The organism is Pseudomonas sp. MF6747 (assembly GCF_963890955.1).
Lineage (GTDB): Bacteria > Pseudomonadota > Gammaproteobacteria > Pseudomonadales > Pseudomonadaceae > Aquipseudomonas.
In genome coordinates this window covers 55,869-71,037 of record NZ_CAWPSZ010000001.1, presented here as the reverse complement: position 1 = coordinate 71,037, position 15,169 = coordinate 55,869, and the positions used below count along the sequence as shown (strand labels likewise).

General features: G+C 61.6%; 15 protein-coding genes. 8 read left to right on the top strand and 7 right to left on the bottom strand.

The genetic code is table 11. The features are described 5' to 3' along the window. Positions 1 to 9: 9 nt before the first annotated feature. From AACW30_RS00310 to fdhA, 3 genes are all read left to right on the top strand, one after another. On the top strand, positions 10 to 642 hold the full coding sequence (locus tag AACW30_RS00310) for a sarcosine oxidase subunit gamma (RefSeq protein ID WP_106575580.1): 633 nt from the start codon (positions 10 to 12) through the stop codon (positions 640 to 642). Positions 643 to 813: 171 nt separating this feature from the next. Beyond that, the gene (gene purU / locus AACW30_RS00305; RefSeq protein WP_032883972.1) at positions 814 to 1,671 is read left to right on the top strand and encodes a formyltetrahydrofolate deformylase; all 858 of its coding nucleotides are present in this window, start codon (positions 814 to 816) and stop codon (positions 1,669 to 1,671) included. 184 nt (positions 1,672 to 1,855) lie between these two features. Continuing rightward, positions 1,856 to 3,055 (top strand): formaldehyde dehydrogenase, glutathione-independent, encoded by a 1,200-nt coding sequence (gene fdhA, locus AACW30_RS00300; protein ID WP_034116135.1) that lies wholly within the window; start codon positions 1,856 to 1,858, stop codon positions 3,053 to 3,055. Between the two features lie 206 nt (positions 3,056 to 3,261). On the opposite strand, the gene AACW30_RS00295 is transcribed toward fdhA, so the two are convergent. Both AACW30_RS00295 and AACW30_RS00290 read right to left on the bottom strand, forming a co-directional pair. Continuing rightward, on the bottom strand, positions 3,262 to 3,939 hold the full coding sequence (locus tag AACW30_RS00295) for an anti-sigma factor (RefSeq protein ID WP_106575578.1): 678 nt from the start codon (positions 3,937 to 3,939) through the stop codon (positions 3,262 to 3,264). Beyond that, positions 3,936 to 4,562, bottom strand: a complete 627-nt coding sequence (locus AACW30_RS00290) for a sigma-70 family RNA polymerase sigma factor (protein ID WP_234452425.1) — start codon at positions 4,560 to 4,562, stop codon at positions 3,936 to 3,938. The genes AACW30_RS00295 and AACW30_RS00290 overlap by 4 nt, the downstream gene beginning before the upstream one ends. Positions 4,563 to 4,713: 151 nt before the next feature. On the opposite strand from AACW30_RS00290, the gene AACW30_RS00285 reads away from it, so the two are divergent. Next, positions 4,714 to 5,286 carry a DUF2780 domain-containing protein gene (locus tag AACW30_RS00285; protein ID WP_106575576.1) on the top strand — a complete coding sequence of 191 codons (573 nt, stop codon included), beginning with the start codon at positions 4,714 to 4,716 and terminating at the stop codon, positions 5,284 to 5,286. Here AACW30_RS00285 and AACW30_RS00280 read toward each other — a convergent pair. Next, complete coding sequence (locus AACW30_RS00280; protein ID WP_119737591.1) at positions 5,283 to 6,170, bottom strand: acyltransferase; 888 nt, start codon at positions 6,168 to 6,170, stop codon at positions 5,283 to 5,285. The genes AACW30_RS00285 and AACW30_RS00280 overlap by 4 nt on opposite strands. Before the next feature lie 170 nt (positions 6,171 to 6,340). Here AACW30_RS00280 and rloA2 point away from each other — a divergent pair, with 170 nt between their 5' ends. Genes rloA2 through creD form a run of 4 tightly spaced genes read left to right on the top strand, consistent with a single transcriptional unit; the run spans position 6,341 to position 10,386 of the window. Beyond that, entirely contained in the window at positions 6,341 to 6,856 is a 516-nt protein-coding gene (gene rloA2, locus AACW30_RS00275; RefSeq protein WP_106575574.1) for a retropepsin-like aspartic peptidase RloA2, read from the top strand. A gap of 9 nt (positions 6,857 to 6,865) precedes the next feature. After that, a complete protein-coding gene (creB, locus tag AACW30_RS00270; RefSeq protein ID WP_179609926.1) occupies positions 6,866 to 7,534 on the top strand; it encodes a two-component system response regulator CreB in 669 nt (222 codons plus the stop codon). After that, a complete protein-coding gene (gene creC, locus AACW30_RS00265; RefSeq protein WP_179609925.1) occupies positions 7,534 to 8,973 on the top strand; it encodes a two-component system sensor histidine kinase CreC in 1,440 nt (479 codons plus the stop codon). Before creB ends, creC begins: the two co-directional genes overlap by 1 nt. Before the next feature lie 51 nt (positions 8,974 to 9,024). Then, positions 9,025 to 10,386, top strand: coding sequence for a cell envelope integrity protein CreD (creD, locus tag AACW30_RS00260; RefSeq protein WP_200622081.1), 1,362 nt, complete (start codon positions 9,025 to 9,027; stop codon positions 10,384 to 10,386). A 186-nt stretch (positions 10,387 to 10,572) separates the two neighbouring features. Here the strand turns inward: creD and AACW30_RS00255 are convergent, their stop codons facing one another. The 4 genes from AACW30_RS00255 to AACW30_RS00240 form a co-directional block, all read right to left on the bottom strand. Further along, positions 10,573 to 11,202, bottom strand: coding sequence for a glutathione S-transferase (locus AACW30_RS00255; RefSeq protein WP_106575570.1), 630 nt, complete (start codon positions 11,200 to 11,202; stop codon positions 10,573 to 10,575). Positions 11,203 to 11,359: 157 nt separating this feature from the next. Further along, positions 11,360 to 11,542 carry a hypothetical protein gene (locus AACW30_RS00250; protein WP_119737602.1) on the bottom strand — a complete coding sequence of 61 codons (183 nt, stop codon included), beginning with the start codon at positions 11,540 to 11,542 and terminating at the stop codon, positions 11,360 to 11,362. Beyond that, positions 11,539 to 12,642, bottom strand: coding sequence for a PepSY-associated TM helix domain-containing protein (locus tag AACW30_RS00245; protein WP_169367743.1), 1,104 nt, complete (start codon positions 12,640 to 12,642; stop codon positions 11,539 to 11,541). Before AACW30_RS00245 ends, AACW30_RS00250 begins: the two co-directional genes overlap by 4 nt. 62 nt (positions 12,643 to 12,704) lie before the next feature. Then, positions 12,705 to 15,134, bottom strand: coding sequence for a TonB-dependent siderophore receptor (locus AACW30_RS00240; protein WP_106575567.1), 2,430 nt, complete (start codon positions 15,132 to 15,134; stop codon positions 12,705 to 12,707). Between the last annotated feature and the right edge of the window lie 35 nt (positions 15,135 to 15,169).

Genomic DNA, 15,169 nt, shown 5'->3' with positions numbered 1-15,169 from the left:
AGGTGCTTTATGACAGCAGCCAATGTTTACCAACAACGCCCCACCGCCGGCGCCAAGGCCGAGTCGTCGCTGCACCATGCCGACCTCGCCAGCCTGGTGGGCAAGGGCCGCAAGAACGCCGGCGTGACCGTGCGTGAAAAGAAACTGCTCGGCCACCTGACCCTCCGTGGGGATGGCCACGACGCGGCCTTCGCTGCCGGCGTGCACAAAGCCCTCGGCATCGAACTGCCTGGCGCCCTGCAAGTCATCATCAACGGCGAAACCAGCCTGCAATGGCTCGGCCCGGATGAGTGGCTGCTGGTGGTGCCAAGCGGTGAAGAATTTGCCGCCGAACAAAACCTGCGGGCTGCCTTGGGCGACCTGCACATCCAGGTCGTCAACGTCAGCGGCGGTCAGCAGATCCTCGAACTCAGCGGCCCGAACGTGCGCGACGTGCTGATGAAGTCCACCAGCTACGACGTGCACCCCAACAACTTCCCGGTGGGCAAGGCGGTGGGCACGGTGTTCGCCAAGTCGCAATTGGTGATCCGCCACACGGCTGAAGACACTTGGGAACTGGTGATTCGTCGCAGCTTCTCGGATTACTGGTGGTTGTGGCTGCAGGATGCCTCGGCCGAATTCGGCCTGAGTGTTCAAGCCTGATCGAATGAACACCAGAGGGCTGTTGTGGCGAGGGGCTTGCCCCCCGTTGGAGCGCGCAGCGGTCCCAGGATTCGCGTATTTTTTCTGAAACAGCCGAGTGGCAGGTTTTGGGGCTGCTTCGCCGCCCAACGGGGGGCAAGCCCCCTCGCCACAAGGGCCTGAGGATTCACTATGAGCCGCGCACCTGATACATGGATTTTGACCGCCGACTGCCCCAGCGTGCTCGGCACGGTGGACGCGGTCACCCGCTACCTGTTCGAACAGGGCTGCTACGTCACCGAGCACCATTCGTTCGATGACCGACTCTCGGGCCGGTTTTTTATTCGCGTGGAATTCCGCCAGCCCGACGGGTTTGACGAGCAGGCGTTTCGCGACGGCCTGGCCACGCGCGGTGAAGCGTTTGGGATGATCTTCGAGCTGACGGCGCCGAATTACCGGCCAAAAGTGGTGATCATGGTCTCCAAGGCCGATCACTGCCTCAACGACCTGCTGTACCGCCAGCGCATCGGCCAACTGTCGATGGACGTGGTCGCCGTGGTGTCCAATCACCCTGACCTCAAGCCATTGGCCGACTGGCACCAGATTCCCTACTACCATTTCCCCCTCGACCCCAACGACAAGCCGTCCCAGGAGCGTCAGGTGTGGCAAGTGATTGAAGAGACCGGCGCCGAACTGGTGATTCTTGCGCGCTACATGCAAGTGCTGTCGCCAGAGCTGTGCCGCAAGCTGGATGGCAAAGCCATCAATATCCATCACTCGTTGCTGCCGGGGTTCAAAGGCGCCAAGCCGTACCACCAGGCCTACAACAAGGGCGTGAAACTGGTCGGTGCCACCGCGCATTACATCAACAACGACCTGGATGAAGGCCCGATCATCGCCCAGGGCGTGGAGGTGGTGGACCACAGCCACTATCCCGAGGATTTGATTGCCAAGGGGCGGGATATCGAAGGGCTGACGCTGGCCCGGGCGGTGGGGTATCACATTGAGCGGCGGGTGTTTTTGAACGCCAATAGAACGGTGGTGCTTTGACTGACGCCATCGCGGGCAAGGCCCCTCCTACCTTTGATAGGTGAATGCAGTCAAATGTGGGAGGGGGCTTGCCCCCGATGAGGCCCTGACAAACAACGCAAACACAGCATCTGTAACCCGAGCACTTAAACGCGCTGCCTGCCTGGGCAACGCGGTTCCATAAAAACAACAGCGAGGTGAAAGCATGTCTGGTAATCGTGGTGTCGTGTATCTCGGCAACGGCAAGGTCGAAGTACAGAAAATCGACTACCCCAAAATGCAGGACCCCCGTGGCAGGAAGATTGAGCACGGCGTCATCCTGCGCGTGGTCTCCACCAACATCTGCGGCTCCGACCAACACATGGTGCGCGGCCGCACCACCGCCCAGACCGGCCTGGTCCTGGGGCACGAAATCACCGGCGAAGTGATCGAGAAGGGCAGCGACGTCGAAAACCTGAAAATCGGCGACCTGGTCTCGGTGCCGTTCAACGTCGCATGCGGCCGCTGCCGCTCGTGCAAAGAACAACACACCGGCGTGTGCCTGACCGTCAACCCGGCCCGTGCCGGTGGCGCATACGGTTATGTCGACATGGGCGACTGGACCGGCGGCCAGGCCGAATACGTGCTGGTGCCGTACGCCGACTTCAACCTGCTGAAACTGCCGGACCGCGACAAGGCCATGGAGAAAATTCGCGACCTGACCTGCCTCTCCGACATCCTGCCAACCGGCTATCACGGCGCCGTCACCGCTGGCGTTGGTCCGGGCAGCACGGTGTATATCGCCGGCGCCGGCCCGGTTGGCCTGGCCGCGGCCGCTTCGGCGCGGTTACTGGGCGCCGCTGTGGTGATCATCGGCGACGTCAACCCGATCCGCCTGGCACACGCCAAGGCGCAGGGCTTTGAAATTGCCGACCTGTCCAAAGACACGCCGCTGCACGAACAGATCGCCGCACTGCTGGGCGAGCCCGAAGTTGACTGCGCCGTCGATGCGGTGGGCTTCGAAGCCCGTGGCCACGGCCATGAAGGCGCCAAGGCAGAAGCACCGGCCACCGTGCTCAACTCGCTGATGGGCGTGGTCCGCGTGGCGGGCAAAATCGGTATCCCTGGCCTGTACGTCACCGAAGACCCAGGCGCCGTCGACGCCGCCGCGAAAATGGGCAGCCTGAGCATTCGCTTCGGTCTGGGCTGGGCTAAATCCCACAGCTTCCACACCGGCCAAACCCCAGTGATGAAGTACAACCGCCAGCTGATGCAGGCGATCATGTGGGACCGTATCAACATTGCTGAAATTGTTGGTGTGCAGGTCATCAGCCTGGATGACGCGCCGCGTGGGTACGGCGAGTTCGATGCGGGTGTGCCGAAGAAGTTTGTGATTGATCCGCATAAGTTGTTCAGTGCGGCGTAAGGCTTAGGCCAAACAAAAGGGCGACCCATGGGTCGCCCTTTTTGCGTCGAGTGCTTAAGCCTGCAAGCGCTGTGAGCAAGTCGTTTGGCCGACGACGATCAAAATGTGGGAGCTGGCTTGCCTGCGATGGCGGCGGGCCTGTTGACCTATCCTTGGCTGACCACCGCTATCGCAGGCAAGCCAGCTCCCACAGGTATCGAATGGTGTCAGCGAGAGGCGAGTGCGCCTTGGTACAGGACCGGTCCGGTTGGCTGCCCGGTCGGCGAGCCGCCTTGCGGCTCCAGGCTGACGGCGAGGGTCACGGGTGCAGCCAGCAGCGCTTGCTGTTCCTTGCTCAGCTGGATTCGGCCTTTACCCGAGCTGGGCACCAACCCCAGAGAAACCGGTTTGCCACCGGGCGCAATGACCCACAGTTCCAGCGCGCGCGTCGGCTCTACCGCCGCCAACGTCAGCGGCTCCACTTGCAGGTGATCGCCAAACGCCTGGATCTGCATTGCCGGTTGCTGGTTAGCCGCGACCAGCGTGGCGTTGTACTCGGCGCCGATATCACGCTGATAAAGCACTCCGACCAGCACGGCAACCACGACTGCGCAGGCAGCCGCCAGCAGACGCACGTTCATCCAGAACGGTTTCTTCGCCGGCACATGCAGCACTTGCGGCTCGATCCGTGCCTTGATGCCTGCCCACACATGATCCGGCACCGGCCGTTCGGGCAGCGCGCCGGTCAGGCTGGCGAGGGCATCCTGCCAATGGCCGAGTTCGACGCGCAGCGCAGCGTCTTCCAATAACAGGGCGTCGAAGCGCCGACGGGCGGTAGCCGGCATCAGGCCGATCGCGTAGTCGGCGGCGAGGGCGCGGCGCAGGGCGGTGGTTTGGTAGTTCATGATTCAAGGCACCTGCGCAGGCGCTCCATGCCGCGGCGAATCCAGGATTTGACCGAGCCCAGGGGCGCAGCCAAGTGGTTGGCCAATTCCGAGCACGACAGGCCCTGGAAGTAAGCCACGGTGATCGATTGGCGCTGCATGCCATCGAGTGTGTCGAGGCAGCGGTTCAGGGCGCGGGCCTCGCGCTCGCTGTCGAGTTGCTCGTGGGCGCTGGGGCTGTCGTCAAGCATTGCGTCCTGCTGGCCATCGGCCAAGGGCTGTTCACGGTGCTTGCGCAACTGGTCGATGGCCAGGTTACGGGTGATATTCACCATCCAGGTCATCGGCGCCGCCAGGTGCGCCTCATAGCGCGAAGCGTTGTACCAGATGCGCACAAAGGCTTCCTGCAGGACTTCTTCAGCCAGGTCCTTGCGGCCCATGAACCGGAACGCAATACCGTGCAGGCGTGGCGAAACACTGCGGTAGAGGGTCTCGAACGCCTGGCGGTTGCCCAGGGCGCACTGCGCCAGCAGGGGCTGCAAGGGGTCAGCATCGTTGATCGAAATAGGGCTTCTCCAGGCTCTCGAACGAGGGCGACGGGACTGCGCACGGTAGGCAGAGGGTAGTCCAGCTTGAGCATTCATTCCATCCGACTCCGAGCGGTGCATGCTGGGTATACGCGCGGGCGGGTAATTTGGATGCAGCTTTTTCTGAACTAATCTTCAGGTGGGAACAATCCTTCGGGACTGTCAGTCCAACGCCTGCTTTTAGCTCCTACATTCAGAGGTTGTCTTAATGAAGATTTCACGCGGTTTTGCCCTGTCCTGCCTGATGACCGTGGCCGCCAGCCCGGTGTTTGCCGCAGGTTTCAGCCTCGGTGACGTGGCCAACGCCGTTTCCGGCGCCCAGGGCAGCAACAACAAGGCGGCTGCTGCAGCGCCAAGTTCCCAGACCGCAGGGCTGCTGAGCGCCCTGACTTCGCAACTGAACGTCACCCCTGAACAAGCCGTCGGCGGCACTGGCGCCATGTTGGGCCTGGCCAAGAACCAATTGAGCAGCACCGACTATTCGCAATTGGGCAAAAGCGTGCCCGGCCTGGACAAACTCTCGGGGAGCAACTCTCTGGGCAGCCTCGGTGCCTTGAGCGGGATGCTCGGCCAGAGCGGCGGCAGCAAAACCAGCGGCCTGGACAGCGTGCTGGGTAACGTGAAGAACACCAACGACTTGAACACCGCCTTCAGTGCGCTGGGCATGGATAACAGCATGATCGGCAAGTTTGCGCCGGTGATCCTGCAATACCTGGGTGGCCAGGGCGCCAACGAGTCGGTGCTGGGCAAACTCGCCTCGGCCTGGGGCACTGGCAGCTAAATAGGCTCCGCGCGCAGGTGTGTGATGCGCGCGTCCTTCTCCCTCCAGAGCTGGTTCACCCAGTTCTGGACGGTCTGGCGAAAGGCCGGATCATTCTCGTAATCGCCCTGCCATAGCGCCGGGTCGAGTTCACGGGTGCGAATGTCGATGATCACTTTGGGCACCGCGCCGCTGATCAAATCCCAAAACCCCGGAATTTTTTGCTGCGGATAGACCACGGTCACGTCGAGCACCGCATCCAGCTGTTCACCCAGCGCTGCCAGCACAAACGCCACACCGCCCGCCTTGGGTTTGAGCAACCGGGCATACGGTGAGTCCTGCTGCTTGTGTTTGGCCGCGTTGAACCGCGTGCCTTCCAGGTAATTCACCACGGTCACCGGCTGGCGCTTGAACAGCTCGCAGGCTTGTTTGGTGATTTTCAGGTCCTGGCCTGCCAGCTCCGGGTGCTTGGCCAGGAATGCCTTGGTGTAGCGCTTCATGAATGGGTAATCCAGCGCCCACCAGGCCAGGCCGAGGAAGGGCACCCAGATCAGCTCTTTTTTCAGGAAGAATTTGAAGAACGGCGTGCGCCGGTTGAGCGCCTGGATCAGCGCCGGAATGTCGACCCACGACTGATGGTTGCTGATCACCAGGTAAGAGGTGTCGCCACGTAGCTGCGCGCCACCGCGGATGTCCCATTGGGTGGGGATGCACAGCGAAAAAATCAGCTTGTCGATTTCAGCCCAGGTCTCGGCGATCCACATCACCGCCCACGAGGCATAGTCGCGATAGCGCCCGGGCGCCACCAGCTTGAGCAGGGCAAACAGCATCAACGGCCCGAACAGCACCAGGGTGTTGAGCAATAGCAGCAGTGTGACGAAACAGCCGGTGAGCAGGCGGCGCATAAGTAACTCTTGCAATCCTGTGGGCGGGCCATGATAAGCAAGCTGAGTCTAGAGGCCAAATCGCAAATCGCTGGACGAATGTTTCACAATATTCCGGGTATGGTTGAGAACTAACTAAGTGCTGCCTTTGCGGTCTAGAATCCGCCTACTTCTTTCGAGGAAATCACTTCGTGAAACTGCTCCTTGCCGCGTTCGCCCTCGTTCTTCCTGTTGTGGCTGCCCAGCCTGTCCTGGCCGCCGAGCCGACCCTTTACGGTCGCTACGAATACATCCAGTTGCCGGAGATCGGCGAAACCTTCAAGGCCAAGATGGACACCGGTGCGCTGACCGCCTCGCTGTCGGCCCGAGACATCGAGACCTTCACCCGTGATGGCGACGATTGGGTGCGCTTCCGCCTTGGCGGCAAGGACGCGACCAACAAGGTCTACGAACACAAAGTCTCGCGCATCAGCAAAATCAAAAGCCGCGCTGACGAAGACGATGACAAGGACGAAGCCACCGTGGCCAAGCGCCCTGTGATCGATCTGGAAATGTGCCTGGGCAACGTCAAGCGCACCGTTGAGGTCAACCTCACCGACCGCAGCAGCTTCAACTACCCGCTGCTGATCGGCGCCAAGGCGCTGCGTGAATTCGGCGCAGCGGTGAATCCGGCGCGTCGTTACACTGCTGACAAACCGGACTGCTGACGGACCCACATGCCGCATATCCTGATTGTCGAAGACGAAGCGGCGATAGCCGATACGCTGATTTTCGCCCTGCAAGGCGAGGGCTTCACCACCACCTGGCTGAGCCTTGGCCAGGAGGCGCTGGCCCATCAGCGCCAGTCGCCCGCTGACTTGATCATCCTCGACATCGGCCTGCCGGACATCAGCGGCTTTGAAACCTGCAAACAATTGCGCCGTTTCAGTGAAGTGCCGGTGATGTTCCTCAGTGCGCGGGATGCAGAGATTGATCGCGTGGTGGGCCTGGAGATCGGTGCCGACGATTATGTGGTCAAGCCGTTCAGCCCGAGGGAAGTGGCGGCGCGGGTGCGGGCCATCCTCAAACGTGTCAGTCCAGGCGCCGCGCCTGCCGTGTTCCAGGTTGACCTGGAACGCATGCAAATCCATTACCGCGGCCAGCCCCTGAGCCTGACGCGTCATGAGTTCCGCTTGCTGCAAAGCCTGCTCGAGCAACCCGAACGCGTGTTCAGCCGCGAGCAACTGCTCGACGCGGTGGGCGTGCCTGCCGACGCTGGCTACGAACGCAATATCGACAGCCATATCAAAAGCCTGCGCAGCAAACTGCGAAGCGTGGCCGCCGACGCCGAGCCGATCCAGACCCACCGTGGCCTGGGTTACAGCTACAGCCCGAGCCACAGCTGATGCGCCTGGGGCTGCGGATTTTTCTGGTGTACGCGCTGTTTATCGGCCTGACCGGCTATTTCGTGCTTAACACCGTGATGAAAGAGATCCGCCCCGGCGTGCGCCAGTCCACCGAAGAAACCCTGGTGGACACGGCCAACCTGCTGGCCGAAATCCTGCGGCTGGACGTGAAGAACGGCACCCTCGGCCAAAGCCACTGGCCGGAGCTGCTCAAGGCCTACGGCAGCCGCCAGCCGGGCGCGACCATTTGGGGCCTGCCGAAAAACCAGGTCAACCACCGTATCTACGTGACGGACGCCAAGGGCATTGTGTTGCTCGATTCCACGGGCGAGGCGGTCGGCCAGGACTATTCCAAATGGAACGATGTGTACCTGACCTTGCGCGGCGAATATGGCGCGCGGTCGACCAAAAGCGAACTGGATGACCCCAACTCGTCGGTGATGCATGTGGGCGCGCCGATCCGCGATAACGGCCAGATCATCGGCGTGGTCACCGTGGCCAAGCCCAACAGCTCGTTGCAGCCCTATGTCGACCGTACCGAGCACCGGCTGCTGTGGTACGGCGCCGGGTTGGTGATCCTCGGCCTGCTGCTCGGCGCAGCATTGTCGTGGTGGCTGAGCGTGGCGCTGCATCGGCTGACGGCGTATGCCCAGGCTGTGAGCGAAGGCCGGCGCGCGGAGTTGCCGCATTACCGTGGCGGCGAGCTCAAGCAGCTGTCCACCGCCGTCGAGCACATGCGCACGCAGCTGGAGGGCAAGGCCTACGTCGAGCGTTACGTGCACACATTGACCCACGAGCTGAAAAGCCCACTGGCGGCAATTCGTGGCGCGGCTGAGCTGTTGCAGGGCGACATGACCCGTGAGCAACAGCAGCGTTTCGTCGGCAATATCGACAATGAAAGCGCGCGCTTGCAACAGTTGATCGAGCGCCTGCTGAACCTCGCCCAAGTGGAGCAGCGCCAAGGTCTGGAAGAGCAAGTCAGCATGCCGTTGGCGGCCTTGGTCGACGAGGTACTCAAGGCCCAGTGCGCGCGCATTGAAGGCGCCGGCTTGCACGTCGAACAGGCGATTGCCGCGGATGTGAAGGTATTTGGCGAGCCGTTCCTGCTGCGCCAGGCCTTGGGTAATCTGCTCGATAACGCCCTGGACTTCACGCCGCCCGGTGGCACCTTGAGGTTCAGCGCACACACGCAGCACAACGACGTGCAGGTCAGCCTGTTCAACCAGGCTGCGGCCATTCCCGACTATGCCTTGCCGCGCCTGAGTGAGCGTTTCTACTCGCTGCCACGCCCGGCCAGCGGGCGCAAAAGCACCGGCCTGGGCCTTAATTTCGTGGAAGAAGTGGTGAAGCTGCACGGCGGCGCGTTGCAGATCGGCAATGTGCAAGGCGGCGTGCAAGTGGTGCTGCATCTCCACACAGTCTCCACATTGCCCACATAAATCTCCCATCTGCGCGGTTCACGCTCTGCCCATCAAAACAGGGAGAGACCCATGAACCGCAGCCTGCTTTTCAAACTTGGCGCGATTGCGCTACTGATTCTGCTGTTGCTGATTCCGTTGCTGATGATCAACGGCATTATCAGCGACCGCCAGCAACTGCGCGATGGCGTACTGATGGACATCGCCCGCAGCTCCAGTTACAGCCAGCGCCTCACCGGCCCGGTGATGGTGGTGCCGTATCGCAAGACGGTCCGGGAGTGGAAGCTCAATGAAAAACTCAACGAGCGCTACGAGCAAGTCAGCGAGGTGCGTGGTCGTCTGTATTTCTTGCCGGAGCAGTTTGAACTCGACGGCAAGGTGCAAACCGAGCTGCGTTCGCGGGGCATTTACCAGGCGCGGCTGTTCCATGCCGACAACCGCATCAACGGGCGGTTTGTGCTACCGGAGCAACTGGGTATCAAGGAAAACTTTGCCGATTACCGCTTTGACCCGGCGTATCTGGCGGTGGGTATCAGTGACATTCGCGGCATCGAGAATGCGCTGAAACTGGAGCTGGGCAGCCAACGCCTGGAGTTCTCGCCAGGCACTCAAGTGGCGTGGCTGGGCGAGGGCGTGCACGTGATGCTGCCCGAGCAAGACAGCAAAAAGCCGGCGCCGTTGGACTTCGCTTTTGACCTGCGCCTGCAAGGCACCGAGCAGCTGCAAGTGGTGCCGGTGGGCAAGATCAGCCAGGTCAAACTGGCATCGAATTGGCCGCACCCCAGCTTCATTGGCAACTTCCTGCCGGCCCAGCGTGAGGTCAGCGCGCAGGGCTTCAGCGCCAATTGGCAGACCACGTTTTTCTCCACCAACCTGGAAGAAACCCTGCGCGGCTGTGAGTGGGACAAAGTGTGTGACGACTTCAATAGCCGCAGCTTCGGCGTGAACTTCATCGACCCGGTGGACCAGTACCTCAAGAGCGACCGTGCGATCAAATACGCGTTGCTGTTTATCGCCCTGACGTTTGCCGGCTTCTTCCTGTTCGAAGTGCTCAAGAACCTGGCGGTGCACCCGATTCAATACGCGCTGGTGGGCGTTGCCCTGGCGTTCTTTTACCTGCTGTTGTTGTCGTTGTCCGAGCACATGGGCTTTGGCCCGGCGTACCTGTTGTCGGCGAGCGCCTGTGTGTTGTTGATCGGCTTCTACGTGTGCCACGTGCTGCGCAGCATTGCCCATGGGCTGGGCTTTTCGGTGGGGCTGGCGGCGTTGTATGGCCTGTTGTATGGGCTGCTCAGTGCCGAGGATTACGCGCTGCTGATGGGCTCGCTGTTGCTGTTCGGGCTATTGGGCACGGTGATGGTGCTGACGCGCAAACTGGATTGGTATGGCGTGGGCAAGCGCAAGGTGCAGTTTGACCTGGAGGCGGTGCAATGATTGGGTTACGGGAAGATCAGCAGTTGGGTGAGCAGTTGGCCGCCAGCATTGTCATTTTCCTCAACTCCACCACCTTCCAATGTGGGAGCGGGCTGGCCCGCGAAGGCGGTGGGTCAGAAACAGATGCGCTGAATGACCCGCCGCAATCGCGGGCAAGCCCGCTCCCACAGTAGGTTGGGGTGAGTATCAGACCGGCGGCTGGGTCTGCAGCATCGACGGCCGCTGGCTGACCTTGGCGTACCAATCGGCAAGCTGGGGATTCGCGGCGCGCCATTGCAGGTCAGGGTGGCGGAAGTCGAGGTAGCCCAAGGCGCAGGCCACGCTGATCGACGCAATGTCGAAGTGGCTGGCCAGCTCGGCAATCGCATTGGCTTCCAACTCCGCCAGGGTGCGACGGATCTTGTTGCGCTGCTCATTCAGCCATTGGTCCCAGTGCTTTTCTGCCGGGCGCATGGCGGTTTCGTAGCGCACCAGCACGGCGGCGTCCATGATGCCGTCGGCCATTGAGGCCAGGGTCAGGCGGCGCCAGCGTGCCGAGCCGTCACGAGGAATGAGGGGGTTGCCGACATGCTGGTGGTCGAGGTAATCGAGGATCACCCGGCTGTCGTGCAGGGCGCTGCCGTCGGCCAGGCGCAGGGCCGGGATCTTGCCCACGGGGTTTTCGTGCACCAGCTGCGCGTCCGGGTTGACCGGTGTCGGCATGCAGCCTTGCAGGGTCACGCGGTCCTGCTGGCCGGTTTCGATCAGCAGCACGCGGACTTTACGAACAAAGGGTGAGGCTGGGTTGTGAAACAAGGTCATGCTGGGCGCGGACATGGGCATTCCTCGAAATGGGCAGTGGCTAGCCTAGAGGGTTGCGCGGTGGCTGGCGAGGGGGTCTTTGGGTGTTTTTGAGGGCCTCATCGCAGGCAAGCCAGCTCCCACGGGGGCAATGCATTTCAAGGTGGGAGCTGGTTTGCCTGCGCTAGCGCCCTCAGCCGCGCCGCTTGAATAATGCCCAAACACCAATGACCGCAGGAATCCCCAAACCGACCCAGCTCAATGAATCCCACAGCCCATCCCCGAGCAACGCGGCAAACAACCCGGCCGCGCTGAGCACGCCAATCCCCAGCGGAATGCCAAACACCTTCCAGAAGTTCGACTGACGCGGCTTCATACCTTGGCCGCCTTGCGCCGCACGATCCACAGGTAAACGCCGCTGCCCAGCACGATGATGGTCAGCACATCGAGCACCGCCCAGAGAATCTTCATCGGCATGCCGCCGTAGTCACCAAAGTGCAATGGCTGGGACATGCCCATGGCGTCCATGTACCACGGCCGCTCAGCGATGGCGGTGACGGCCAGGGTGCTGGCGTCGATCAGCACCGGCGTGAGCAGGTGCGAGGTCAGGTGCGTGCTGCCCTTCATGAACACCGCGTAATGGTGCTCACTGGAAAAACGCGTGCCGGGGAAGGCGATAAAGTCCGGCTCCATGCCGGGCGCGGCCTTCGCGGCAATGTTCAGCAGCTCGGTGGCCGGGGCGCGTTGGGTCAGTGGCGGCGCGTTTTTGTAGGGTTCGATCATCGCGCTGAGGCTGTCCTGGCGCCAGGCGGCGATGATCAGGTCGGCGCAGGCGCTGATCACACCGGTCACGCCCACCACCAGCGCCCAGGTCAGCGTGACGACGCCGATCAGGTTATGCAGGTCGAGCCAGCGCAAGCGCGTGGACTTGTCCTGGCGCACGGTGGCGAACTTCAAGCGGCGCATGAACGGCAGGTACAGCACCGTGCCCGAGACAATCGCCAGCACAAACAAAAGGCCCATGAAGGCCAGCAGCAACTTGCCCGGCAGGCCGGCGAACATGTCCACATGCAGGCGCAGCAGGAACAGTGTCAGGCCGCCATTGGCCGCTGGGGTTTCGACGGCTTCACCGGTGCGCGCATCGAGCATGAAGGTGTGCGACGAGTTGGGTTCGGTGCCGGCCGTAGCGGCCATGATTGCGATCACGCCGTTCTTGTCGTCTTCGTCCCACGCCAGGTATTGCATCGCCTCACCCGGGCGATGCGCCTGGGCTTTGGCCACCAGTTGCTCAAGGTTCAACTGCGGGGTGTCGGCGGGCATCTGCGCCAGTTCAGGCTCATTGCCCAGCAGGTGATCGATCTCATGGTGAAACACCAGCGGCAGGCCGGTAAGGGCGAGCAACAGGAGGAAGACTGTGCAGATCAGGCTGGTCCAGGTGTGGATGAAGGACCAGCGGCGGATGGTTTTGCTTTTCATTTTCTAGCCTTCAGACACACCAAAGCCGCCCTGGAGGACGGCCTGGTTATTAACTCAGCCGATTACCACTGGTAGGTAGCGCTGGCGACGACGCTGCGCTGGTCACCGAAGTAGCAGTAGTTGCCGTCGCAGGTGGAAAGGTAGTCTTTGTTGAACAGGTTGGTGGCGTTCAATTTAACCGATGCGCCTTTCAGGCTGTTATCCAGGCGGCCCAGATCGTAATGCACCGAACCATCGAACACGGTGTAGGCGTTGGCCTTGCCCAGCCAGGTGTTGGCCTGGTCGCCATACGTGTTGCCAGTGTAGCGGGCACCAAAACCGATACCGAAACCGTCAAGTACGCCGCTGTGCCAGGTGTAGTCGGTCCACAGCGAGGCTTGCTGGTTTGGCATCAATGTCAGGCGGTTACCTTTGTAGATGCCTTTTTGCACCTCGGATTTTGCCAGGGTGTAGGCGGCGATGACCTTGAGGTTCTCGTTCACGTCAGACACGGCTTCCAGTTCCAGGCCCTTGACCTTCACTTCGCCGGTCTGGCTGTTGATTTGCTGGCCGCCTGGGCCGAGGTTAGTCACCTGCACGTTCTTCTGGGTCAGGTCGTAGACCGCCGCGCTCAGCAATGTGTTGGAGCCGGGCGGCTGGTACTTCACCCCCATTTCCCATTGCTTGCCTTCGGTCGGTTTGAACGTCTTGAGCGCATTGGTATCTGCGTTGCTCGCCGGCTGGAACGACTCGGCGTAAGACAGATACGGTACGAATCCTGAATCAAACACATAGCTCAGCGCCGCGTTGCCACTGAAGTGTTTGATGCGATCGGTGTTGGTTGCATCGTTGTCGTTGAAGTAGGTGGTGCCTTGATGCACCCAGTCTTCACGCCCGCCCAGGGTCAGGCGCCACTTGTCCAGAGCCATCTGGTCCTGCACGTAGAGGCCGGTTTGCACGGTTTTCTGGTTGTAGTCGTAAAAAGGTCGGACATCCGTCGGACGCAGCGTCGGCTGGGTATTGATCGGGTTGAAGATGTTGATACCCGACGCTGTACCGTATATCGCGCGGTAAGAGGTATCGGTACGTTGGTGATCCAGGCCCAGCAGCAGGGTGTGGGCAATGTCGCCCGTTGCGAAGTCAGCCTGGAAGTTGTTGTCGATCGCCAACTGGCCGATGCTTTCGTCAACATTGGTGGTCGACCGGCTGATATTGCCCGCCGCATCGGCCGGGGAGTAAGCAAAGGAACCCACGGTCAGTTGCTGGAAATCCAGCTCCGACTTGGTGTAACGCAGGTTCTGCTTGAACTGCCAGGTATCGTTGAAACGGTGTTCGAACGCATAGCCCATTGCGTAGTAGGTGCGGTCGTAGAACTCGTAGTCGGGATCGCCGAGGTTCTTGTGGTGGGAAACGTCGCCCAGCGGCGATTTGATCTTGGTGCCCTGGATCGGCATGAACTGGCTGGTGGTGCCGGTATCGTCGCGGGTGAACTGCGAGAGCAGGGTCAGCTTGGTGTCGGTATCAATATTCCAGGTCAGGCTCGGCGCGATGTTGTAGCGCTTGTTGTCGATGTGATCGACCTGGGTGCCGGCATCGCGTACCACGCCGCTGACGCCATACAGGAACTGGCCTTCATCATCGATTTTGCCGGTGCTGTCGAAGTTGATCTGGCGGTAGTTGTCACTGCCGTATTGCAACTGGATAGCATGGCTCGACTCCTCGCTGGGACGGCGGCTGACCATGTCCAGCAGGCCGCCTGGTGGTGTCTGGCCATAGATCGACGAGGCCGGGCCACGCAGCAGGGCGAGGCGGTCGAGGTTCCAGGTTTCGGCTTTAGGGTTGGCGTAAACGCCGCGCGGCAAAGGCAGGCCGTCGAGGAATTGCGTCGGTTCGAAACCGCGCACGCGCATCCAGTCGTAACGGGTGTCGCTGCCGTAGCTGGACGATACGATGCCGGGCATGTATTTGACGGCATCATCGAGGTTCTGGACGTTGCGGTCCTGCATCTGCTCGCGGGTCGCCACAGAGATCGAGCGCGGTGCTTCAACCAGTGCGGTGTCGGTCTTGGTGCCGGCCGCAGTGCGCGTCGCCAGGTAGCCAGTGACCGGGCCCCATGCACTTTCAGTGTCGCCTTGCGCAGTGATACTGGTCTCAGCCAAGGCCACGACGCCTTCCGGAATCGCCACCAGCGTAAACGTCCCCGCGCTGCTTTGCTCCAGCTGCAGCCCGGTGCCACGCAACGCCTCTCGCAGCGCGCCCTGCGCATCGAACTGGCCGTTGACCGGTGCCGAGGTCTTGCCCGACGCCAACGCTGGATTGAGGGTCAGCGCAAGGCCGGCCTGGCTGGCGATCTGGTTCAGCGTGCTGGCCAACGGTGCAGCCGGCAGGTTGTAGGCGCGCACGCTGGAAGCCTGTTCGGCGGCGATCAGCGTGGTGCTCGCCAGCGGTGCGCTGAGGGCGATGGCCACGGCTAACAGGCTGGGGCGCAACAAGGTGTCTAGCGTGCGGGACATAGGGCGGCTCCTGAATGGAAACATTTCTCAATTGC